Here is a 20,239-nt window from a genome sequence, read left to right as displayed (position 1 = left end):
GGGGTGAGACACTGGCCGCCACAGGAGCACGCACGAGATGAATCCCATGGTTCGCAATCTGGAGAACATGCTGGCCGCCGGCAAGGACAGCGCATTGCTGCGCTATACCCTGGGCAAGGCCTATGCCGACGAAGGCCAGGAGCTGCTGGCCTGTAGCCATCTGCAGCAGGCCACGCGCCTGGATCCCAACTATTCGGTGGCCTGGAAGCAGTTGGGCAAGGCGCAGTTGGCGCTGGGCGACGCGGAGGCCGCGCGCCAGGCATGGCAGCAGGGCTTGGCCTGCGCCCAGGCCAAGGGTGACGCCCAGGTGGTCAAGGAGCTGCAGGTCTTTCTGCGCCGCCTGGACAAGCGCTCCGGCGAGGCTTGAAGCGGCTTGCCAGGGCCCGAACGCGCCAGCACCGCCATCAAAAAGAGCTACCCGCGCCAGTGGATGCGGCGGGGGCAGCTCCTGGCAGTGGCTTCCGAGGCCTAGTGCGCGCCGGCAGCCGCCTCGGCTCCTCCCGCATGGGCAGCGGGGCGCTTGGTGAACCAGATCAGCACGATCAGGCTCAGGAACAGCATGGACGACGCCAGAAAGATGTCGTCGGCTGCGCGCGTGAACGCCTGCTGGTCGATCATGCGGTTGATCTGCGCGTAAGCCTGCTCGGCGCTCATGCCCGAGGCCTGCAGCTGATTGACGGTGATGGCAAACGTGCCCTGGCCTTGCACCAGCAGCTCGGTCAGATGCGCATGGTGCAGGGCCGCGCGGTTTTCCCAGAGCGTGGTGGCGATCGAGGTGCCCATGGCGCCGGCCGTGATACGCACGAAGTTGGACAGGCCTGCAGCGGCCGGAATGCGGTCCGGCGTCAGGCCGCTGAGCGTGATCGTGGTCAGCGGAATGAAGAAGAAGGCCATGGCGGCACCCTGGATCAGCGTGGGAATCAGGATGTGGCGGAAGTCCGTCTCCACGGTGAACTGCGAGCGCATCCACAGCACCAGCGCGAACACGATGAAGGCCATGGTGGCCATCTTGCGCGGGTCCCAGACGGAGACCTTGCGGCCCACCAAGGGCGTCAGAACGATGGCCAGCAGCCCCACCGGAGCCAGCGCCAGGCCGGCCGAGGTGGAGGTATAGCCCATCCACTGCTGCAGCCACAGCGGCAGCAGCACCACATTGCCGAAGAACAGGCCGTAGGCAATCGACAGCGCGATCGAGCCCGCGGCAAAGTTGCGCCGCATGAACAGGCGCAGCTCCACCACGGGGTGGGCGTCGGTCAGCTCCCAGACGACGAAGACCACGAAGGCCACAACCGCAACCAGGGCAAAGGTGATGATCTCGGTGGAGGCGAACCAGTCCAGCTCCTTGCCCTTGTCCAGCATCAGCTGCAGCGCGCCCACCCACAGCACCAGCAGCGTCAGGCCCACGGTATCTATGGGCAGCTTGCGCGTCGGGGTTTCGCGGTCGCGGTAGATGTTCCAGGTCATCAGGGCCGAGAGCAGGCCCACGGGCACGTTGATGTAGAAGATCCAGGGCCAGGAGATGTTGTCCGTGATCCAGCCGCCCAGCAGCGGCCCGACCACGGGAGCCACCAGCGTGGTCACGCCCCACAGGGCCAGGGCCACGCCGGCCTTGGCCGGCGGGTAGCTCGACAGCAGCAGGGTCTGCGACAGCGGAATCATGGGGCCGGCCACCGCGCCCTGCAGCACGCGGAACAGCACCAGCATCTCCAGCGAGGAGGCAAAGCCGCAGAGCCAGGAGGTCAGCACGAACAGCAGCACGCTCATGGTGAACAGGCGCACGGCGCCGAAGCGCTGCGTAAGCCAGCCGGTGAGCGGCACGGAGATGGCGTTGGCCACGCCGAAGCTGGTGATGACCCAGGTGCCCTGGCTGGGGCTGACGCCCACATCGCCGGAGATGGCCGGAATGGCCACGTTGGCGATGGAGGAGTCCAGCACGTTCATAAAGGTCGCCAGCGACAGGGCCAGCGTGCCGATGGCCAGCTGCGCGCCCTTGAGCGGCGCGGGCTGGCGCTGCGCCAGGGCCGGCGGCGGTGCAGCGCCTGCGCCGTCCGGGGCTTGCGGCGTGACAGAGGAAGTGGAAGTCATGGCAGATCCGGTTTACTTGGCCTGCTCGGCTGCGGGCGCCTCGGTCTTGGCCGCGGCCTGTGCTGCGGGGCGGGCTGCGGGCACGCCGTCGACGGAGGTCAGCGCGGGCAGGCTTTCGCCGGCGATGATGCGCTGGATGCGCTCCTCGGCCTGGGCCAGCGTGCCGTCGTAGACCGCGGTCTGCGCGACCGGCTCGGTGCGCGGGGCATTGGCCAGGGCCAGGCCGTCGCGGTCACGGATATCGACCTTCACATCCATGGACAGGCCCACGCGCAGCGGGTGCTTGGCCAGGGCTTCGGGCGCCAGGCTCACGCGCACCGGCACGCGTTGCACCACCTTGATCCAGTTGCCCGTGGCGTTCTGCGCGGGCAGCAGCGAGAAGGCCGAGCCCGTGCCGGCACCCAGGCCCACGACCTTGCCTTCATAGCTGGCCTTGTCGCCATAGACATCGGCGGTCAGCTCCACCTTCTGGCCCATGCGCAGATCGGCGAGCTGGCTTTCCTTGAAGTTGGCATCGACCCAGAGGTTGTGCAGGTCCACCACGGTCATCATCGGCGAGCCCGCGGCCACGCGCTGGCCCAGCTGCACGCCGCGCTTGGCCACATAGCCGTCGACGGGCGAGATCAGGCGTGTGCGCTGCAGCGCCAGATACGCTTCGCGCACCTTGGCTGCGGCCGCCAGCACCGAAGGGAAGCCTTCGGCCGTCGTGCCCTTGGTCTGGGCTTCGGCGGCCGTCAGCTGGGCCTTGGCGGCGCGCACCGCGGCTTCGGCTGCGACCACGGCGTTGTCGGCCGCCGTGGCCAGGGCCTTGGCATGGTCGAACTCTTCCTTGCCCACGGCCCCCGTGACGGTCAGCGGACGGCGGCGCTCCACATCCTCCCTGGCCTTGGCCGCATCGGCCTTGAGGCGCAGCAGATCGGCCTCACGCTGGGCCACCTGGGCCGCCAGCGGCGCGTTGTTGGCATACAGCGTGCGGGTCTGGCGCGCGGTCTGGGCCAACTGGGACTCGGCCTGGGCCAGCTGCACCAGGGAGTCGGCGGGGTCCAGCTGCACCAGCACCTGGCCGGCCTTCACATAGTCGGTATCGTCGGCGCCGATGCTGATCACGGTGCCGCCGACCTGGGGCGTGATCTGCACCACATTGCCCGCCACATAGGCGTTGTCCGTGGTCTGGTAGTTGCGGGCCACCATCCAGTGCCAGCCGCCCCAGGCGATGGCGGCCACGGCCACGGCGGCGGCCACTATGGTCAGGCCCTTGCGGCGGCCCGTGGGGTTGGCGGTGGGAGATGCGGCAGCGGGCGCTTGCGGTGCGGCATTCTGAGGTTTGGTGTTGTCGGTCATGATGTTGGCGCTTTGTTATCTGTCAATGGTTTTGCTGCCTGGGCGCGGCCCCGAAGCAGTTGGCGGCCGCGCTGCGGTGATGGAATAGGGGGCTCAGTTGCCGCCGGCCTGCACGGACTGGGTGTCGTCGCTCCAGCCGCCGCCCAGAGCCGCGGCCAGGGCCACGCGGGTGTCGAGCTCGCGCGCCTGCAGGTCCACGGCCAGGCGGCGCTGGGTGATCACCTGGGTCTCGGTGTTGAGCACGGTGATCTGGTTGCCCAGGCCGGCCTTGTAGCGCTGCACGGCAAAGTCATAGGCGCGCTCGGCCTTGGACAGCGACTCGGCCTGCAGCTGCTGCTGGCGGTCCAGCGACTGCACCGAGGCGATGGCATCGCCGGCCTGCTTGACGGCATCGAGGACCGCGCCGTTGTACTGGGCAATGGCCGTATCCAGGTCGGCCTGCTTGCCGCGCAGCTGGGCGCGCAGGCGCTTGCCGTCGAAGATCGGTAGCCGCAGTGCGGGGGTGATGCCCATCTGGCGCGAGCTGCCCTGGAACACATTGTCGAAACCCAGGGCCGATAGGCCAACAAAAGCCGTGAGGTTGATGTCGGGGTAGAAGTCGGCCTTGGCCGAGTCTATGCCGCGGGTCGCGGCTTCCACGCGCCAGCGCGCGGCCACCACGTCGGGGCGGCGGCCCAGCAGGTCGGCGCCCAGCACCTGGGGCACGGGCTGGATGCGCAGCGCGGCCAGGCTGGGCGCGAGCGCGTTCTGCGCATCGGGGGCCTGGGCGCAGAGCACGGCGATGGTGCGGCGCGTCAGCGTGATCTGCTCGTCGAGCATCTCGATCTGCGTGCGCGCGTCGGGCATGCCGGCCTGGGCCTGGGTCAGCTCCACCTGGCTGTCCAGTCCCGCCCGGGTGCGCTGCTCGCTCAGGCTCAGCAGGGACTGGCGCTGGCCCAGCGTGCGTTGCGCGACCTCGCGCTGCGCCAGCAGACGGGCCAGCGCCACATAGCTGCGCGCGACCTGGGCGGCCAGCTGATTGGCCGCGGCGGCGCCATCGGCCTTGGCCGCACGGGCCTGGCCCAGGGCGGCCTCGAGATCGGCCGAATGCTTGCCGAAGAAATCCGGCGACCAGGACAGGCCGGCCTGCAGATTGCCGCTGTTGAAGATATTGCCGGCCAGCGGCGGCGGGAACAGTCCGTTGGCGCTATAGCGCTGGCGCGTGGCGTCGGCGCTCAGCGTGCCGTGGACGTCGCTGGCCGTGCTGCTGGCCGTGGCCAGGGCCGCGGCTTTTTCAAAGCGCGCGTTGCTGGCTGCGAGACTCGGGTTGCCGGCCAGGGCCTGGCCTATGAGCTGGTTGAGCCGGTCATCGCCGAGACCTGTCCACCATTGGGAGGTGGACAGGGCCGTGGCGTCGCTGGCGGCGTCCTTGTCGGTCGCGGCGGTCAGGCCCAGCTCGGCGGCCTTGAGCTGCGCTATCGGCTGGTGCTGGGGGCCTTGCGAGGCGCAGCCCGCCAGGGTCAGCGCTGCCAGCAGGGCGGCTGCGGCAGTCACGGGTTTGAGCGCGGAGCTTGTGGTGCGGGAAGTCATAGCGGATTGCCAGTGGTTTTTATTGAAATGGGGCAGGGTTGAGAAGCCGTTTGCTCGGCCTAGGCCGCAGGTTTGGCGCCGGGCTCGTGGGCCGCGCAGCTCATGGCTTCGCGCAGCGCTTCGCCGTTGCTCAGCATGCGCTGCAGCAGGGACAGCATCAGCGTGCATTCCTCGTGGTTGAAGCCCTTGAGGTGGCAGTTGAGCACCTTGGTCAGCACCTTGGGCACCTGTTGGGCGACGCGGCGGCCCTCGTCGGTGAGCACGAGGTGCACGACGCGGCGGTCCGTGGTGGAGCGCTCGCGCTGCAGCAGGCCCTTGGCCTCGATGCGGTCCAGAGCACGCGTGACCGAGGCCGGGTCCATGCCCAGGTCCTTGGCCAGAGAGGCATTCGTGGTGTCGGAGCAGATCAGCAGCTTGTACAGCGGCAGCCACTGCACATAGGTCAGGCCGTGCTCGGCCAGCTGGCCATCCGCGACCTGCAGAATGGAACTGAGCACGCGACGCATGAGAAAGCCTATGCTCTGGTCGGGCGTATAGACGCCGTCCTGATAGAAGAAGGTCGACTCGTCGCCGGGATCAATAAGAGTGCTGGAGCTCATGATGCACTTGTGATGCCAATGTTTGTCTGGTCAATGATTGTTGGTGCAATTATTGCGCAAGCCGACGGTTTTGTGTCTGACCTCAATCGCAGCAGGGTGAACATCTGCGGTCCCTGAGACGACAGATTGCTCCTGAAAATGAAGCGGTTGCGCTCGGTGGGTAAGGCTAATGGCGGGTTGGAGCCGGAAATAAAAAAGCCCGGCCATGTTTCGGCCGGGCTTTTGGTGCTGGTGGAGGGGGCTTACAGCGGCACGCGCAGCACCACCACGATCACCAGGCCCAGGGCCAGATTGAAAGCCACCCATTTGCGTATGCTCTCCAGCGCCTTGCCGCCAGCGGGCCAGTCCGCGGCCTGGACGGCAGCGTCCAGGCGCTTGAACAGCGCAAAGCGGATATGGCCGAACACACCCATCATCAGCAGGCCCAGAAGGCTCATCACGATCCAGCTCGCGGGCATGTTGAACTGACTGCCCGCCTGTTTGGCCATGGCATGGATGCTGGCGATCATGCCCACGCCCGAGGCCAGGACCACCACGACCAGCACCAGCACCACGGCGAGAAAGCGCTTGAGCACGCCGTGCATCAGTGTCACCCGCTGCGGCGGCTGCAGCCCCTGGGCAGCGGGGCGCAGAAAGAAATGGGCAAAGAACATGCCGCCGACCCAGATGATGACGGCAAGCAGGTGCAGAAGTTTGAACAGAACAAAAAGCATGGGCGTGTGGTTGTAGCGAGGAAATGGCCCAAGCCTAACGGAGATCGTCCCGCCCATGGAACACATTGGTCGAATTGCTGTGGCTAGCAGGGGCTGGCGTGCATGATTAGACTGGTGGCCACCAGAAACCGGAGCAGCCATGTCGGATCAAGCCACTGTTGTCGCCTTCAAACCTTCAACCGGACGCGTGACCCTGCGCAGCAGCGACGGCGGCTTTGTTCTGGCCGAGCAGACCGATGCCAGCCCGCTGCGCGAGGGGCTGAGCCTGCTCGGCAATATGCGCGAATTCGGCCCCGAGACCTGGAGCGACGCCGGTGGCCAGACCCAGTACCAGGTCTTTGTGCTGGGCTGGGATCTGTCTCAGGAGGCCGTGGAGATGGAAATGCGCTGACGGCCGCTCCGGCCTCGGGTCATATCAGGCCAGGGTATAGGCTGTCTTGACCGTGGTGTAGAACTCCTGCGCACAGCGGCCCTGCTCGCGCGGGCCGTAGCTCGAGCCCTTGCGCCCGCCGAACGGCACGTGGTAGTCCACGCCCGCCGTGGGCATGTTGACCATGACCATGCCGGCCTGGCTGTGGCGCTTGAAGTGGCTCGCGTACTTGAGGCTGGTGGTCGCAATGCCGGCCGACAGGCCGAACTCCGTGTCGTTGGCGACCTGCAGCGCCTGCTCGTAGTCCTTGACGCGGATCACGCTGGCCACGGGACCGAAGACTTCCTCGCGGTTGATGCGCATGCCGGCCTCGGTATCGACGAACAGCGTGGGCGCCATGAAGAAGCCGCTCTTGCCGCTGCCCGTGTGGCAGGCCACGCGGCCGCCGCCCGCGGCCAGCCGCGCGCCTTCGGCCTTGGCGATTTCCACATAGGACAGGTCTTGCTCGAGCTGGGCCTGGCTGACCACCGGGCCCATATCGGTGCCCGCGGCGCGTGCATCGCCGACCTTGATCTGGGCCATGCGCTGCTGCAGGGCCTCGACAAAGGCCGGGTAGATCCTGTCGGTCACGATGAGGCGGCTCGAAGCCGTGCAGCGCTGGCCCGTGGAGTAGAAGCCGCTCTGGGCCGACAGTTCCACGGCCTGGTTCAGGTCGGCGTCGTCGAGCACGATCTGGGGGTTCTTGCCGCCCATCTCCAACTGCACCTTTTTGCCGCTTTTCACGCAGGCTTCGGCAATGCCGCGGCCCACGCCCACCGAGCCCGTGAAGCTGATGGCCGCCACCTCGGGGTGGTGGACCAGGGCCTCGCCGATCACGCGCCCGCGGCCCATGACCAGATTGAACACCCCCGCGGGGATGCCCGAGCGGTGGATGATGTCGGCCAGGGCCCAGGCGCTGCCGGGCACGAGATCCGCGGGCTTGAGCACCACGCAGTTGCCGAAGGCCAGGGCCGGGGCGATTTTCCAAGCCGGAATGGCGATGGGAAAGTTCCAGGGCGTGATCAGGCCGACCACGCCTATGGGCTCGCGCGTGATTTCCACGCCAATGCCGGGGCGCACCGAGGGCAGGGTCTCGCCATTCAAACGCAGGCATTCGCCCGCAAAGAACTTGAAGATCTGGCCCGCGCGGGCCACTTCGCCAATGGCCTCGGGGCGGGTCTTGCCTTCCTCACGCGCCAGCAGCTCGCCGAGCTCTTCCTTGCGTGCCAGGATTTCGGAGCCGATCCTGTCGAGCGCGTCGGAGCGCGCCTGGATGCCCGAGGTGGACCAGGCCGGGAAGGCGGCCGAGGCCGCGGCCACGGCGGCCTGCACGTCGTCGGCACCGCCCTGGGCGTACTCGCCGACCACATCGCTGAGGTCGCTGGGGTTGGTGTTCGGGGCGTAGAACTGGCCAGGAGTCCAGCGGCCATTGATCAGGTTGTCATGGGTGGGCATGTTCATCCTTTCAACGGGCCCAGCGCAGCACCAGCGGGTCGAGCCGGCGCGCGATGTTGATCAGCTGGCGCCGCACCTCGGGATGCATGGGCGGCCAGGGCGAGCGCGGCGCATCGCAGGCGATCACGCCGCCCTGTTTCATCAGCGCCTTCGCGGCCAGGAAGCCGGCCTGGCGGTTCTCGTGATTGATCAGCGGCAGCCAGCGCTGGTACTGCTCGAAGGCCAGGTCCTTGTCGCCTGCACGGTGCGCCTCGATGATGGGGCGTATGCCATCGGCAAAGCCCCCGCCCGTCATGGACCCCGTGGCGCCGGCCTCCAGATCGGCCAGCAGGGTGATGGCTTCCTCGCCGTCCCAGGGGCCTTCGATGGCTTCGCCGCCCAGGGTGATCAGTTCGCGCAGCTTGCCCGCCGCACCCGCGGTTTCCATCTTGAAGTAGCTGACCTGCTCGATCTCCCTGGCCATCTTGGCCAGAAAAGCCGGCGGCAGCGGCGTGCCGGCTGCCGGCGCGTCCTGGATCATGATGGGGATGGAGATGGCGTCGGATACGCCCTGGTAGAAGCTCTGGATGGCCGCCTCGCCGAAACGGAAGGTGGCGCCGTGGTAGGGAGGCATGACCATGACCATGGCCGCGCCCATGTCCTGCGCGCGGCGGCTGCGTTCGGCGCAGACCTTGGTACTGGTGTGGGTGGTGGTCACGATCACTGGCACGCGGCCTGCCACGTGCTCCAGGCAGGTGCGCGTGAGGATCTCGCGCTCCTCGTCCGAGACCAGGAACTGCTCGGAGAAGTTGGCCAGGATGCACAGGCCGTCGACGCCGGAGTCGATCATGAAGTCGAGGCAGCGCTTCTGGCTGGCGAGGTCCAGCGTGCCGTTTTCATGGAAGGTGGTGGGCACGACCGGGAAGATGCCCCGGTAGCGCGGGTTGGAGAGTCCGGGCATGGCAGTCCTCACTCGGTGATCTGGAACTGGTCGAGGTAGTCGGCCTTGAGCGTGAGGCCCAGGCCGGGCACATCGTCCCTGAGTTGCAGGAATCCGTTCTCGGCGATCGGCTCGCCATCAAAGATGTACCAGAACAGCTCGTTGCCCACTTCCACGTCGAAGATCGGGAAGTACTCGGCCATGGGTGAGGCCAGCGTGCTCATGGTGAGGTGGTAGTTGTGCATCTGGCCGGCATGCGGGATCACCGGCACGCTGTAGGCTTCGCACAGCGCGTTGATCTTGTGCGCGGCGGTGATGCCGCCGACGCGGTTGGTGTCGTACTGCACCACGCTCACGGCCTTCTTTTCCAGCAATTGCTGGAAGCCGTAGAGGCTGAATTCATGCTCGCCGCCCGAGATCGGGATGATGCCCATGTTGTTCAGCTCGGCATAGCCACCGATGTCGTCGGCGATCACCGGCTCTTCCAGCCAGCGCGGCTCGAACTTCTCCAGCTTGGGCAGCATGCGCTTGGCGTACTCCAGATTCCAGCCCATGTAGCACTCCAGCATCAGGTCGGTGTCGTAGCCGATGACTTCGCGCACCGCCTCGACGGACTTGAGGTTCTCCTTCACTCCGTCCTGCAGGTGGGCCGGGCCGTAGCCGAAGCGCATCTTGAAGGCCTTGAAGCCCTGGTCGAGGAATTTCTGGGCCTCGTCCTGCATTTCCTTGAGGTCGGTGCGGTACAGCTTGCTGTAGTAGCAGGGGATCTTTTCCTTGGTGCGGCCGCCCAGCAGCTTGAACACGGGCTTGTTCACGCTCTTGCCCAGGATGTCCCAGATGGCCAGGTCCACCGCCGAGATGGCGGCCATGGCCACGCCCTTGCGGCCCCAGGCGTGGGTGCTGCGGTACATGCGCTGCCACAGGTACTCGTAGTCCCACGGGTCCTGGCCGATGACCAGGGGTGCCAGGTACTCGTCGATGATGGCCTTGGCGATCTTGGGTGCCAGGGCCACGTTGCCCAGGCCGACGATGCCGTCGTCGGTCTCGATCTCCACCACGGTCCACGAGTGAAAGCGGAAGGTGGACATGGTCTCGGTCTTGGAGTAGACGAGATCCATGGCGTTGGAGCAGAAATTGCCCTGGGGCGGAACGGTCTTGCCCTTCCATTCATAGACGCGGGCGCGGACGGACTTGATCTTCATAAAGACCTCGGTAGAAAAAAGTGAAGAAGGCTGGCGGCGGAAGCCGCCCGGAAAGTGGGTTCAGACGGCGGTGGTCTGGTTGGCCCTATGGGCGGCACCCATGCGTGCGGCAATCTGCAGGGCCTGCCAGGTGGCTTCGACATTGGCCTTGCCCTGGCCCGCGATGTCGTAGGCCGTACCGTGGGCCGGCGTGGTGATGGGTATCGGCAGGCCGCCCTGCACGGTGACGCCGCGCGAGAAGCCCAGCAGCTTGATCGCGATCTGGCCCTGGTCGTGGTACATGGTCACGATGGCCTGGTACTCGCCGGCCTGGGCCTTCAAAAAGATGGTGTCTGCCGGGAACGGGCCGTGGAAAGGCGCATCGCTTGGCCAGTCGCGCTCCTGCAGGGCCTGGACGGCGGGGGCGATGATGTCGATTTCCTCGCGACCGCAGGTGCCGCCGTCGCCGTTGTGCGGGTTGAAACCCGCAATCGCCACCTTGGGCGCATCAAAGCCGCTGGCGCGCAGGGCGTTGTAGATCAGCTCGGCGGCCTGGGCGATGCGCTCTCGGCTCAGATAGCTGGCCACATCCTTGAGCGGCACATGGGACGAGATGCGCGAGGTCCAGAGATCGCCCAGCGTGTTGAACTCGCAGAAGTAGCCGGTCACGCCCAGGTACTCGGCAAAGTGGTGCAGCTCGTCCTCGTGGCGCAGGCCGCCCATTTTCATGGCCTGCTTGTTCAGGGGCGCAAAGCAGATGGCGTCGATATCGCCGGCCAGGGCCGCATCCATGCACTGATCGAGCACCTGCAGCACCGAGCGGCCGCCGGCCGCACCCACCCGGCCCTGGACCACATCGGCCGGGGCGATGGTGTCGACGGCCACAAAAGCCGGCAGGCGGGTGTCGCTGCGGCTGCGCGCCGCTGCCAGATCGGCCAGCGGGGCGGTCGCGACCTGCACGCCGGCGATGCGCTGGCCTTGTTCCCACAGCCAGGGGTCGGCTATGAGCACCAGATTGGCCTGCTGCACGGCCTCGGGTTTGGCCAGCAGGCGCGCGATGAGTTCGGCGCCGATGCCTGAGGGGTCGCCCAGGGTCAGGGCGACAACGGGAAGGGAGGCGTTGCTCATGCTCAGTCCAGCTTGATATTGTTCTTGCGAATGATTTCGCCGAAGCGCTTGTACTCGGCCATGTGGAAGCTCGCGAACTCGGCCTGGGACATGGGGCGCAGCTCGGCACCCACGGCTTCGAGGCGGGTCTTGGTCTCCGGCATGGTGATGACCTTGTTGACCTCGTCATGCAGCTTCTGCTGCACGGCCTTGGGCGTGGCGGCAGGCATGTAGATGCCGTACCAGGCGCCGATCTCGACAGCTGGCAGGCCGGCTTCGGCCATGGTCGGCACCTGGGGCAGCTGGGGATTGCGCTGGGCCGAGGTCACGGCCAGCGGACGCAGCTTGCCGCTCTTGATCTGGCCCAGCACCGAGGGCATGGTGTCGAAGCTCATCTGCACCTGGCCGCTGACCAGGTCCACCAGCGCCGCGGCGCTGCCCTTGTAGGGCACATGGGTGATCTGGATGCCGGCCGCATCCTTGAACATCTCGGCTGCGATGTGCTGGGTGCTGCCCGTGCCGCTGCTGGCGTAGTTGATGCGGCTGGGTTCCTTCTTGGCCAGGGCCACCAGTTCCGGCACGGACTTGGCCGGCAGGCTGTTGCTGACGATCAGCACATTGGGCACGGTACCCACGAAGGCCACGGGCACCAGATCCTTGTTGTTGTCGTAACTGAGCTTGAGCAGGTGCGGCGCAATCGCGTGGGCCGTGACCACGCCCATGACCATGGTGTAGCCGTCCGTGGCCTTGGCCGTCATGTCCACGGCCAGGGTGTTGGAGACGCCGGGGCGGTTTTCCACGACCACCGGCTGCTTGAGCAGCGGACCCAGCCGGTCGGCCACGGCGCGCGCCATGGCGTCGGTGCCGCCGCCGGGGGCCGAGCCCACCAGCAGGCGCAGGGGGCGCGTGGGCCAGTCGGCCGGGGGGGTCTGGGCCTGCCCGAACTGGGGCAGCAAGGAACAGAGGGCAGCGCCTGCCAGCAGAGTGCGTCGCAGCATGGGGAATGTCTCCTGAGGTCGTTGTTATGGCTGCAATCCTAGGCAGGCAATTGATACGTGTATATTGAAATATCATGATATTTTGATAACCCATAGGAATCATTTGGAGAGGACGGCATGGGTTCCATAGACCGCCAGGACAGCACGCCCCAGTTGCTCAACCGCTTGCGCATGCGGCAGGTGGCCTTGATCCTGGCCATAGACGAACAGGGCACTTTGCGCGCGGCGGCCGGCCAGCTGGGGCAGACCCAGCCCGCGGCCACCAAGATGCTGCACGACCTCGAGGATGCACTGGGCCTGCCGCTGTTCGATCGCGTGGGCCGCGGCCTCAAGCTCAATGCCGCAGGCGAACGCGTGACCTGCTATTTCCAGAATTTCCGCGGCGGCATGGAAGCGCTGAACCGCGAACTGCTCGAGCTGCGTCGGGGCAGTGCCGGGCGGCTGGCCGTGGGCAGCATCATGGCGGCCTCGCCGGGCCGGCTCACGCGGGCGCTGCTGGATCTGCGCGCGCAATGGCCCATGCTGTCCATGGAGGTGGCCGTGGATACCAGCGACCGGCTGCTATCGCAACTGCGCGAAGGCGTGCTGGAAGTGGTGGTAGGCCGGTTGACCGGCGAGGACGGCGACGAATACGAGTTCCGGGCCATCGACGACGAGGCGCTATGCATCGTGGTGGGCAACAACCATCCCTTGGCCCGGGCCAGGCAGCTGTCGTTCGAGCAGTTGCAGGGCTATGGCTGGGTGATGCAGTCGCGCGGCAGCCCCATGCGGGCCCTGATCGATCAGGAGTTCCACGCCCATCGCCAGCCGCTGCCGCGCGATCTCATAGAGACCGGCTCCATCCTGACCTCGATGAATCTGGTGCGCCATTCCGACATGCTGGCCGTGATTCCCCAGGCCGTGGCCCAGGACCATCAGGCGCATGGTCTGCTGCAGATTCTTCCCTACCGCTTCGGGCGTGCGCTGGAGGCCTACGGCAGCCTGGTGCGCCGCGACCGGCCGCTGAGCCAGCCGGCCCAGCATTTTCTGAAGCTGCTGCACCAGTGACCCGGTCTTGAATCTCTCAAAAGAATAGCTGCTGGTGCTTTCTGCATAAGCGCTAGCGGCTGTTTTAATACAGATTCTGGGGGCGTCAGGTCCTGGCCGCAAACACCAGGCAGGTGGTGGTGGCGTGAGCGTAGAGCTTGCCGTCGGGGCCGACGATGCGGGCCTCGGCCGTGGCCAGCTGCCGGCCGCTGTGCACCACCTGGCCTATGGCACGCAAGGGGCCCGAATCTTCGCGCGCGGCGCGCACGATGTTCACGCCCAGCTCTGCCGTGGTGTAGGCCATGCCCGCGGGCAGCGTGGTCTGTACGGCGCAGCCCAAGGCCGAATCCAGCAGTGTGGCAAACCAGCCGCCGTGCACGGTGCCCATGGGGTTGTAGTGCTTGCGCTGAGGCGAGCCCTGGAACACGGCCTTGCCGTGGCCGACCTCGATCAGCGCGAAGTCCAGCGTGTCCGCGATATGCGGGTAGGGCAGCTCGCCGGCCAGCATGGCCTGCATCAGCTCCAGGCCGCTCTTGCCCTGAACCTGGGCGGGCGTGGCTACACCGGGCTGGCCGCCGCCGGCCAGCATGCGGTCCACGACCTGGGCCTTGTGCGCGTCCCAGTCAACGGAAGAAATGAACGATGGGTCCTGAGTCCTGACTGTGCTATCCATGCTGCCTCCTTAGTGTTGCATATGCAATCATTGTAGATACAATGATATTCAGAACGCAATCGACCATCACGAGGCCCATGGGCCGGCTGGAGAGAAAACATGGATGGCAATCCGGATGGAAAGTCGCTCCCGCAGCCGCAGGGCTGCACCAATTTCAAGCTGCGCCAGTTGTTGCGCCGCGTGTCGCAGCATTACGATGCGCAACTGGCCCAGGCCGGGCTCAAGACCACGCAGTATTCGCTGCTGTCTCAGGTGCTGCACCGCGGACCGATCCGCCCCGTGGACCTGGCGCGCGCCATGACCATGGACGCTTCCACGCTGACCCGCAACCTCAAGCCCCTGGTGGCTGCGGGCTGGCTGGAAGTGGCGCCGGGCGCCGATGCGCGCAGCCGTTTGATCCAGATCACCGAGGCCGGGCGCGCAAAACGTGCCCGGGCCCAGAGCGATTGGCGCCACGCGCAGCTGCAGCTCAACGCGCAGTTGGGCGTGGAGCGCGTGCTGGCGCTGCATGCGCTGATCGACGATGCGCTGCAGTTGCTGGATGACGACGGCTCGCCGGAATGCCCGGACGAACATGGCACTTGAAACCATGAGGGAGACCGCTATGCATGAGGATCAGATCGGCCAGGCGCCGCAGGACCGCCATGGCCGCCAGTGGAGCGTGTGGCTGGTGCTGCTGGCAGCGGCTTCCACCTTTGCCCTGACCATGGGCAGCCGCCAGAGCATGGGCCTGTTTGTCAGCCCTCTGAACAGCGCCACGCATCTGGGCCTGGCCCAGATCAGCCTGGCCTTTGCCTTTGGCCAGCTGTGGTGGGGGCTGACCCAGCCCTTTGCCGGAGCCATGGCCGACCGCATAGGCGCAGGCCGCGTGCTGCTGACCGGTGTGCTGCTGGTGGCCGTAGGCTGCTTCATCACGCCCTATATGAGCAGCACGTTGGGCCTGATCCTCTCGGTGGGTGTGCTGTCCGCCGGCGGCGCAGGCATGGCCGGGCCGGCCGTGCTCATGGGCACCACGGCGCGGCTGATACCCGAGCGCTACCGGGGCCTGGCCACGGGCATCGTCAATGCGGGCGGCTCCACGGGGCAGTTTCTGATCACCCCGCTGGCCGGTGCGCTGATGGTGGGCCTGGGCTGGGGCAATGCGCTGCAGGTGCTGGGCGGCCTGGTGCTGCTGGCCTTGCCGGCCATCTTCGTGCTCAAGGGCAGGCCCGAGGCTTTGGCCAGGGATTCATCGGCCATGGGTGCCGCGAAAGGCGCCGCTGAACATCAGGGCAGCCGCGCCGTCATCGTCCAGGCCCTGGGCAACCGCAGCTATCTGCTGCTGTGCGTGGGCTTCTTCGTCTGTGGTTTCCATGTGGCTTTTCTGGGCACGCACCTGCCGGGCGTGATCGAGAGCTGCGGCCTGCCCGTGCAGTTCGGTGCCTGGTCGCTGGCCATGCTGGGGCTGTTCAACATCGTGGGCAGCCTGGCCATGGGCTGGGCCGTGGGCCGATGGCGCATGAAGTCGCTGCTGTCGCTGGTCTATGCCACGCGCGCCCTGGCCGTGCTGATCTTCATGCTGGTGCCCAAGACCGGTGCGGTGGCCCTGATCTTTGCCGCGGTGATGGGGCTGACCTTTCTGTCCACCGTGCCGCCCACCGTGGGGCTGGTGGCCAAGTTCTTCGGCACGCGCCACATGGCCATGCTGTTCGGGCTGGTGATGCTGGTGCATCAGATCGGCGGCTTTCTGGGGGCCTGGCTGGGCGGCAAGGTGTTCGAAGCCACGGGCAGCTTCGACATTGTCTGGATCATCGACATCCTGCTGGCCGTGGGCGCGGCGCTGATCCATCTGCCTATCCATGAAGCGCGGCTTGCGCCGCGGTCCGCATTGAACCCTTCTCCTGCCGGTTGAACCCGATCAGCTCATGCAGGCGGCGGGCTCCACCGGTGCCGCGCCGCGAGCCAGCCGCCCGGCCTGGACGCCCCAGGCCCACATGGCGGCGCCGGCCAGCAGGGCGACCACAAAGGACATCTGCGCGCCCAGGTGGTCGGTCACCCAGCCGGCCGCCGCCGCCCCCAGTGCCACGCCCATGGCCAGACCCGTCAGCAGCCAGGTCATGCCTTCGGTCAGACGGCTGGCCGCGACCTGTTGTTCCACCAGGCCCATGGCCACGGTGATCGTGGGGCCGAAGGTAATGCCTGCCAGCAACACGGCCAGGGTCAGCGCTGTGAGATTGCTGGCCAGCAGCAGCGGCACGGCCGTGATAGCCACCGAGCCGCCGACCCAGACGATCTGGCGGTGGAGCGGCGTCTTCAGGTGCAGCGCGCCGAATACCAGTCCCATCACACAGGAACCCAGCGCGTAGAAGGACAGCACCACGCTGGCCATGGCCGGCTGGCCTTGCTGGGTGGCAAAGGCTACGGCCGCCACGTCGATGGTGCCCACAATGATGCCCTGGGCCAGCATGAACAGCGCCAGCGTGCGCACCACGCTCTGATGGCGCACCAGCGCGCTTTGGCCTACCTGGTTTTCATGGGTATTCACCGGCGGTTCGGTGTGGCGCTGCAGCACGAACAGGGTCACGCCCCCCAGCAGCAGCAGGGCTGCGGCCATGGGGCCGGCCTCGGGGAACAGCACCATGCTCAGTCCCACGGACAGCGGCGGGCCGATGATGAAGCACAGATCGTCGAGTACGGCCTCCAGCGCATAGGCCGTCTGCAACTGGGGCGTGCCGCGGTACAGCATCGTCCAGCGGGCGCGCACCATGGCCGGCATGCTGGGCAGGCTGCCCACCAGTGCGGCCAGCAACAGCAGCAGCCAGTCCGGACCCTGCCAGTGCGCGCAGGCCAGCAGCGCGAACATGGCGCTGGCGCTGGTTGCCGCAGCCAGGGGCAACACCTTGCGCTGGCCGTGCCGGTCCACCAGGGCCGAGATGCGGGGCGCCAGCAGAGCAATCGACAGGGCAAAGCAGGCGGCCACGGCTCCTGCCAGCGTATAGGCACCGCGTTGCTGCGACAGCATGGTGATCAGGCCGATACCCGTCATCGACAAGGGCATGCGGGCGACCAGGCCCGCCAGCACGAAGCTGGTGGTGCCGGGTGCGGCAAACAGCCGGCGGTAGGCGTTGAACATCAAAACCTCGGAAAAGAGAAAAACCTGCGGCCAAAGGCTGGCTTATGGGCTATGGAAAAAATGACATACGCAATGTATGTGAGTGATTCTATGCAATGCAGGCCGCCGCCGTATCATTGGCATACGATTTGTATGTAAATGGAGTGGGAGATGCGCCAGAGTCGCGCCAGCATGATTGAAGCCACCCGCGCCAAGCTGCTGGCCGCGGGTCGCCGGGCATTTGCGGCTCAGGGCTATGCCCAGGCCTCCATGGACGATCTGACGGCGCAGGCCGGCCTGACGCGCGGTGCGCTGTACCACCACTTCGGCGGCAAGCCGGGCCTGCTGGCGGCCGTGGTGGCGCAGATGGATGCGGAAATGGACGAGCGCCTGGAGGCCGTGCTGGCGGCCCATGCCGACCCTTGGAAAGGCTTTCTGGCCTATTGCCGCGCCTATCTGGCCATGGCTCAGGAGGCCGAGATCCGCCGCATCGTGCTGCAGGACGCGCGCTCCGTGCTCACCGGCACGGACCAGGGCGAGCAGCACCGCAAGTGCATACAGTTTGTGGCGAATTTTCTGCAGGGGCTGATGGAGCAGGGTGTGATCGTCCAGGCCAGCGCGCCTGCACTGGCGCGTGTGCTCAACGGTTGCCTGGTCGAGGCCGCATTCTGGATTGCCGAGGAGGATGCCCCCACCTCGCGTCTGGCGGAAGCCATGCAGGCGCTGGAGCTGATGCTGCAAGGCTGGCGGCCGCGTGAAGCGACACCGCAATGAAATCGGCAGCCGAGTGGCTGCCGAAGAAAGAATGGGTCTGCTATTTAATGAGGAGCTTGTAGCGCTTGCTGTGCAAGCGCCTTGGCTCGATTTCATTCAGGTCCACGGCAGAGCTTGCGCCGAGCCTTATTGGTACTTTTGCTCCAGCGAATCCCAGAAGTCCTTGTTCACCAGGCGCTGGCGCTCCAGGAACGGGGCGACGATGGCCGGGTCTTCATCGACCTTGTGCTCGTCGCGCAGCAGGGTCAGGCATTTCTGCATGCCGGCCACGGCGCCCTGCAGGGCCGCGTTGGCGTAGAGCACAAAGCCGAAGCCCAGCTCGCCGAGTTCGTCGGCATTGAAGATGGGCGTCTTGCCGCCGATCACCATGTTCATGAGCTGGGGCGCCTTGAGCAACTGGGGCAGGGCGCGCACTTCCTCGGCCTTGGTCACGGCTTCGACGAACAGGATGTCGGCGCCGGCCTCCTGGAAGGCCTGGGCGCGCTCTATGGCGGCCTCGAAGCCGTGGACGGCTGCGGCATCGGTGCGGGCCATGATGAGGGTGCCGCTATCGCGGCGTGCGTCTACGGCGGCCTTGATCTTGCCCAGCATCTCGCCGGTCTCGATCACGTCCTTGCCGTTGAAATGGCCACAGCGCTTGGGGCTGACCTGGTCCTCGAGCTGGATGCAGTCGGCGCCGGCGCGTTCCAGCGTGCGCACGGCGTGATAGGTGTTGACGGCATTGCCGAAGCCCGTGTCGGCATCGACGAGCAGCGGCACTTCCACGGCATCGCGGATGCGGGCCGTGTGGTCAGCGATCTCGCTCAGGCCCATAAAGCCCTGGTCGGGCATGCCGAACCACATATTGGTCACGCCGGCACCCGTCACATAAATGGCTTTAAAGCCCAGATCGGCTATCAGCCTGGCCGACATGGCGTTGAAAGCGCCGGGCACGATGACGCCGCGGCGGGCGTCGGCCAGGGCTTTGAGTTTTTGCTTGGGATTCATAAAGCTTCCTATAAAAAACAATGCAAATGCCTGCGCTTCAGGCGCTGACTGCTGTCGGAGCAACGGTGGGCGAGCCGGGCCGTGTTGGGCCTGGCTGGAGAACGAAGGCGCTCGGGAGCTGATCCGGGCGCTCGCTGCCGTCTTACTTTTCCTGCATGTTGGCGGCCTTGACGATCTCGCCCAGGCGCTTGCTTTCCGCGTCGGTGAATTTCACGAACTCGGCGCGCGTGCCGCCTACGGGCTCGATGCCCAGGCCCTTGAGCTTTTCGACGGTGGCGGGTTCCTTCATGGCCTTGTCAACGGCCGCGGCGATCTTGTCCAGAATGGCGGGCGGCGTGCCCTTGGGGGCGTGGATGCCGGCCCAGTGCGCGATCTGCAGATCGGCAAAGCCCTGTTCCACGGCGGTGGACAGCTGCGGATAGGCGGAGATGCGCTGCGTCCAGGTCGTGGCCAGAGGCTTGAACTTGCCTTCGTGAAGGATGTGGGGCAGGGCGATGATGCTGGCCTCGGAAGTGCCTTCCACCTGACCGCCCAGCACGGCCGTCGTGCTCTCGGAGCCGCTCTTGTAAGGCACGGGTTGCAGCTTGGCGCCGTATTTCACGTTCAGCATCTCGGCCACGAAGTGCGGCGTGCTGCCCGTGCCGGCAGTGGCGAAGTTGAAGCCCTGGCCCTTCTTGGAGGCCTCCACAAACTCGCGCAGATTGTTGTACGGGGCGTTCTTGGGCACCACGATCACCGAAGGAGCCAGGCCAATCATCACCACGGGTTGCAGCGCATCGTCCTTGAACGGCATGGTCTTCTTGATCATGCTGTTGGAGATCACGCCGGCAGCGCTGACCAGCAGCGTATAGCCATCGGGCTGGGCCTTGGCCACGATGTCGGCGCCCACGGTGCCGCCAGCGCCGGGACGGTTGTCGATCACCACGGGCTGGCCGAGGATCTTGGACGCACCCTCGGCCGCGGAGCGTGCCATCAGGTCATTGGCGCCGCCCGCCGAGAAGGGCACGACCAGGCGGATGGGACGTGCGGGCCATTTGGCGGCGCTGTCGGCGGCCTGGGCGCCCACCATGGGGGGCAGCGTGGCAGCGGCAACGGCGGTGGCGAGCAGGGAACGACGGTTCAAAAACATTGATATCTCCTGGATCCATATCCAATTTGTATGCGGGTTGCTTGTGCAATCCCTGTGCCAGCCTCACCAAGGGAAAACCCTTGTTCTTCTAAGTAACTGAAATCATTGGATTTCTACTCTGCTTCTCGATCTGCAGGGGCGGGCAATGTCTCATTCAAATTTCAATAATGAAATAATGGAATT

At 66.3% G+C, this 20,239-nt stretch carries 20 protein-coding genes; 6 read left to right on the top strand and 14 right to left on the bottom strand.

Annotated elements, in window-relative coordinates:
* Nucleotides 1–37 precede the first annotated feature (37 nt).
* Complete coding sequence (locus AB6724_RS06295; RefSeq protein ID WP_369337649.1) at nucleotides 38–367, top strand: tetratricopeptide repeat protein; 330 nt, start codon at nucleotides 38–40, stop codon at nucleotides 365–367.
* Between the two features lie 101 nt (nucleotides 368–468).
* Here AB6724_RS06295 and AB6724_RS06290 read toward each other — a convergent pair whose 3' ends face one another.
* The 5 genes from AB6724_RS06290 to AB6724_RS06270 form a co-directional block, all read right to left on the bottom strand.
* Nucleotides 469–2,085, bottom strand: coding sequence for a DHA2 family efflux MFS transporter permease subunit (locus AB6724_RS06290; RefSeq protein ID WP_369337648.1), 1,617 nt, complete (start codon nucleotides 2,083–2,085; stop codon nucleotides 469–471).
* 12 nt (nucleotides 2,086–2,097) lie between these two features.
* Nucleotides 2,098–3,426, bottom strand: coding sequence for an HlyD family secretion protein (locus AB6724_RS06285; RefSeq protein WP_369337647.1), 1,329 nt, complete (start codon nucleotides 3,424–3,426; stop codon nucleotides 2,098–2,100).
* A gap of 93 nt (nucleotides 3,427–3,519) precedes the next feature.
* Nucleotides 3,520–4,995, bottom strand: coding sequence for an efflux transporter outer membrane subunit (locus AB6724_RS06280; protein ID WP_369337646.1), 1,476 nt, complete (start codon nucleotides 4,993–4,995; stop codon nucleotides 3,520–3,522).
* 59 nt (nucleotides 4,996–5,054) lie between these two features.
* A complete protein-coding gene (locus AB6724_RS06275) occupies nucleotides 5,055–5,594 on the bottom strand; it encodes a MarR family winged helix-turn-helix transcriptional regulator (RefSeq protein WP_369337645.1) in 540 nt (179 codons plus the stop codon).
* Nucleotides 5,595–5,836: 242 nt separating this feature from the next.
* Complete coding sequence (locus AB6724_RS06270) at nucleotides 5,837–6,307, bottom strand: CopD family protein (protein ID WP_369337644.1); 471 nt, start codon at nucleotides 6,305–6,307, stop codon at nucleotides 5,837–5,839.
* A gap of 139 nt (nucleotides 6,308–6,446) precedes the next feature.
* On the opposite strand from AB6724_RS06270, the gene AB6724_RS06265 reads away from it, so the two are divergent.
* Entirely contained in the window at nucleotides 6,447–6,698 is a 252-nt protein-coding gene (locus tag AB6724_RS06265; RefSeq protein WP_369337643.1) for a hypothetical protein, read from the top strand.
* Nucleotides 6,699–6,722: 24 nt separating this feature from the next.
* Here the strand turns inward: AB6724_RS06265 and AB6724_RS06260 are convergent, their stop codons facing one another.
* Genes AB6724_RS06260 through AB6724_RS06240 form a run of 5 tightly spaced genes read right to left on the bottom strand, consistent with a single transcriptional unit; the run spans nucleotide 6,723 to nucleotide 12,376 of the window.
* Entirely contained in the window at nucleotides 6,723–8,171 is a 1,449-nt protein-coding gene (locus AB6724_RS06260; protein ID WP_369337642.1) for an aldehyde dehydrogenase family protein, read from the bottom strand.
* A 10-nt stretch (nucleotides 8,172–8,181) separates the two neighbouring features.
* Nucleotides 8,182–9,111 carry a dihydrodipicolinate synthase family protein gene (locus tag AB6724_RS06255; protein ID WP_369337641.1) on the bottom strand — a complete coding sequence of 310 codons (930 nt, stop codon included), beginning with the start codon at nucleotides 9,109–9,111 and terminating at the stop codon, nucleotides 8,182–8,184.
* 8 nt (nucleotides 9,112–9,119) lie between these two features.
* Complete coding sequence (locus tag AB6724_RS06250; RefSeq protein WP_369337640.1) at nucleotides 9,120–10,292, bottom strand: L-rhamnonate dehydratase; 1,173 nt, start codon at nucleotides 10,290–10,292, stop codon at nucleotides 9,120–9,122.
* A gap of 60 nt (nucleotides 10,293–10,352) precedes the next feature.
* Nucleotides 10,353–11,399 (bottom strand): 4-hydroxythreonine-4-phosphate dehydrogenase PdxA, encoded by a 1,047-nt coding sequence (locus AB6724_RS06245; RefSeq protein WP_369337639.1) that lies wholly within the window; start codon nucleotides 11,397–11,399, stop codon nucleotides 10,353–10,355.
* A gap of 2 nt (nucleotides 11,400–11,401) precedes the next feature.
* Nucleotides 11,402–12,376 (bottom strand): Bug family tripartite tricarboxylate transporter substrate binding protein, encoded by a 975-nt coding sequence (locus AB6724_RS06240; RefSeq protein WP_369337638.1) that lies wholly within the window; start codon nucleotides 12,374–12,376, stop codon nucleotides 11,402–11,404.
* 117 nt (nucleotides 12,377–12,493) lie between these two features.
* Between AB6724_RS06240 and AB6724_RS06235 the strand changes: the two genes are divergently transcribed.
* On the top strand, nucleotides 12,494–13,423 hold the full coding sequence (locus AB6724_RS06235; protein WP_369337637.1) for a LysR family transcriptional regulator: 930 nt from the start codon (nucleotides 12,494–12,496) through the stop codon (nucleotides 13,421–13,423).
* Nucleotides 13,424–13,508: 85 nt separating this feature from the next.
* Here AB6724_RS06235 and AB6724_RS06230 read toward each other — a convergent pair whose 3' ends face one another.
* Nucleotides 13,509–13,991, bottom strand: coding sequence for a PaaI family thioesterase (locus AB6724_RS06230; protein ID WP_369337711.1), 483 nt, complete (start codon nucleotides 13,989–13,991; stop codon nucleotides 13,509–13,511).
* Nucleotides 13,992–14,174: 183 nt separating this feature from the next.
* On the opposite strand from AB6724_RS06230, the gene AB6724_RS06225 reads away from it, so the two are divergent.
* Entirely contained in the window at nucleotides 14,175–14,660 is a 486-nt protein-coding gene (locus AB6724_RS06225) for a MarR family winged helix-turn-helix transcriptional regulator (RefSeq protein ID WP_369337636.1), read from the top strand.
* Between the two features lie 19 nt (nucleotides 14,661–14,679).
* The gene (locus tag AB6724_RS06220; protein ID WP_369337635.1) at nucleotides 14,680–15,966 is read left to right on the top strand and encodes an MFS transporter; all 1,287 of its coding nucleotides are present in this window, start codon (nucleotides 14,680–14,682) and stop codon (nucleotides 15,964–15,966) included.
* Between the two features lie 6 nt (nucleotides 15,967–15,972).
* Here the strand turns inward: AB6724_RS06220 and AB6724_RS06215 are convergent, their stop codons facing one another.
* Complete coding sequence (locus AB6724_RS06215; RefSeq protein ID WP_369337634.1) at nucleotides 15,973–17,187, bottom strand: MFS transporter; 1,215 nt, start codon at nucleotides 17,185–17,187, stop codon at nucleotides 15,973–15,975.
* A gap of 150 nt (nucleotides 17,188–17,337) precedes the next feature.
* On the opposite strand from AB6724_RS06215, the gene AB6724_RS06210 reads away from it, so the two are divergent.
* The gene (locus AB6724_RS06210) at nucleotides 17,338–17,940 is read left to right on the top strand and encodes a TetR/AcrR family transcriptional regulator (RefSeq protein WP_369337633.1); all 603 of its coding nucleotides are present in this window, start codon (nucleotides 17,338–17,340) and stop codon (nucleotides 17,938–17,940) included.
* Between the two features lie 126 nt (nucleotides 17,941–18,066).
* On the opposite strand, the gene AB6724_RS06205 is transcribed toward AB6724_RS06210, so the two are convergent.
* Nucleotides 18,067–18,927 carry an isocitrate lyase/PEP mutase family protein gene (locus tag AB6724_RS06205; protein ID WP_369337632.1) on the bottom strand — a complete coding sequence of 287 codons (861 nt, stop codon included), beginning with the start codon at nucleotides 18,925–18,927 and terminating at the stop codon, nucleotides 18,067–18,069.
* A 142-nt stretch (nucleotides 18,928–19,069) separates the two neighbouring features.
* On the bottom strand, nucleotides 19,070–20,056 hold the full coding sequence (locus tag AB6724_RS06200; protein WP_369337631.1) for a Bug family tripartite tricarboxylate transporter substrate binding protein: 987 nt from the start codon (nucleotides 20,054–20,056) through the stop codon (nucleotides 19,070–19,072).
* Nucleotides 20,057–20,239: the final 183 nt, after the last annotated feature.

This window comes from Comamonas guangdongensis, assembly GCF_041079535.1.
Taxonomy (GTDB): Bacteria; Pseudomonadota; Gammaproteobacteria; order Burkholderiales; family Burkholderiaceae_C; genus Comamonas; species Comamonas guangdongensis.
The sequence above is the reverse complement of the archived record's forward strand: the minus strand, read 5'-3'. Positions and strand labels throughout refer to the sequence as shown.

Coding starts and splice junctions, on each gene's coding strand:
- AB6724_RS06295 (WP_369337649.1), top strand. CDS start 38: ATGAATCCCATGGTTCGCAATCTGGAGAACATGCTGGCCGCCGGCAAG.
- AB6724_RS06290 (WP_369337648.1), bottom strand. CDS start 2,085: ATGACTTCCACTTCCTCTGTCACGCCGCAAGCCCCGGACGGCGCAGGC.
- AB6724_RS06285 (WP_369337647.1), bottom strand. CDS start 3,426: ATGACCGACAACACCAAACCTCAGAATGCCGCACCGCAAGCGCCCGCT.
- AB6724_RS06280 (WP_369337646.1), bottom strand. CDS start 4,995: ATGACTTCCCGCACCACAAGCTCCGCGCTCAAACCCGTGACTGCCGCA.
- AB6724_RS06275 (WP_369337645.1), bottom strand. CDS start 5,594: ATGAGCTCCAGCACTCTTATTGATCCCGGCGACGAGTCGACCTTCTTC.
- AB6724_RS06270 (WP_369337644.1), bottom strand. CDS start 6,307: ATGCTTTTTGTTCTGTTCAAACTTCTGCACCTGCTTGCCGTCATCATC.
- AB6724_RS06265 (WP_369337643.1), top strand. CDS start 6,447: ATGTCGGATCAAGCCACTGTTGTCGCCTTCAAACCTTCAACCGGACGC.
- AB6724_RS06260 (WP_369337642.1), bottom strand. CDS start 8,171: ATGCCCACCCATGACAACCTGATCAATGGCCGCTGGACTCCTGGCCAG.
- AB6724_RS06255 (WP_369337641.1), bottom strand. CDS start 9,111: ATGCCCGGACTCTCCAACCCGCGCTACCGGGGCATCTTCCCGGTCGTG.
- AB6724_RS06250 (WP_369337640.1), bottom strand. CDS start 10,292: ATGAAGATCAAGTCCGTCCGCGCCCGCGTCTATGAATGGAAGGGCAAG.
- AB6724_RS06245 (WP_369337639.1), bottom strand. CDS start 11,399: ATGAGCAACGCCTCCCTTCCCGTTGTCGCCCTGACCCTGGGCGACCCC.
- AB6724_RS06240 (WP_369337638.1), bottom strand. CDS start 12,376: ATGCTGCGACGCACTCTGCTGGCAGGCGCTGCCCTCTGTTCCTTGCTG.
- AB6724_RS06235 (WP_369337637.1), top strand. CDS start 12,494: ATGGGTTCCATAGACCGCCAGGACAGCACGCCCCAGTTGCTCAACCGC.
- AB6724_RS06230 (WP_369337711.1), bottom strand. CDS start 13,991: ATGCTGGCCGGCGGCGGCCAGCCCGGTGTAGCCACGCCCGCCCAGGTT.
- AB6724_RS06225 (WP_369337636.1), top strand. CDS start 14,175: ATGGATGGCAATCCGGATGGAAAGTCGCTCCCGCAGCCGCAGGGCTGC.
- AB6724_RS06220 (WP_369337635.1), top strand. CDS start 14,680: ATGCATGAGGATCAGATCGGCCAGGCGCCGCAGGACCGCCATGGCCGC.
- AB6724_RS06215 (WP_369337634.1), bottom strand. CDS start 17,187: ATGTTCAACGCCTACCGCCGGCTGTTTGCCGCACCCGGCACCACCAGC.
- AB6724_RS06210 (WP_369337633.1), top strand. CDS start 17,338: ATGCGCCAGAGTCGCGCCAGCATGATTGAAGCCACCCGCGCCAAGCTG.
- AB6724_RS06205 (WP_369337632.1), bottom strand. CDS start 18,927: ATGAATCCCAAGCAAAAACTCAAAGCCCTGGCCGACGCCCGCCGCGGC.
- AB6724_RS06200 (WP_369337631.1), bottom strand. CDS start 20,056: ATGTTTTTGAACCGTCGTTCCCTGCTCGCCACCGCCGTTGCCGCTGCC.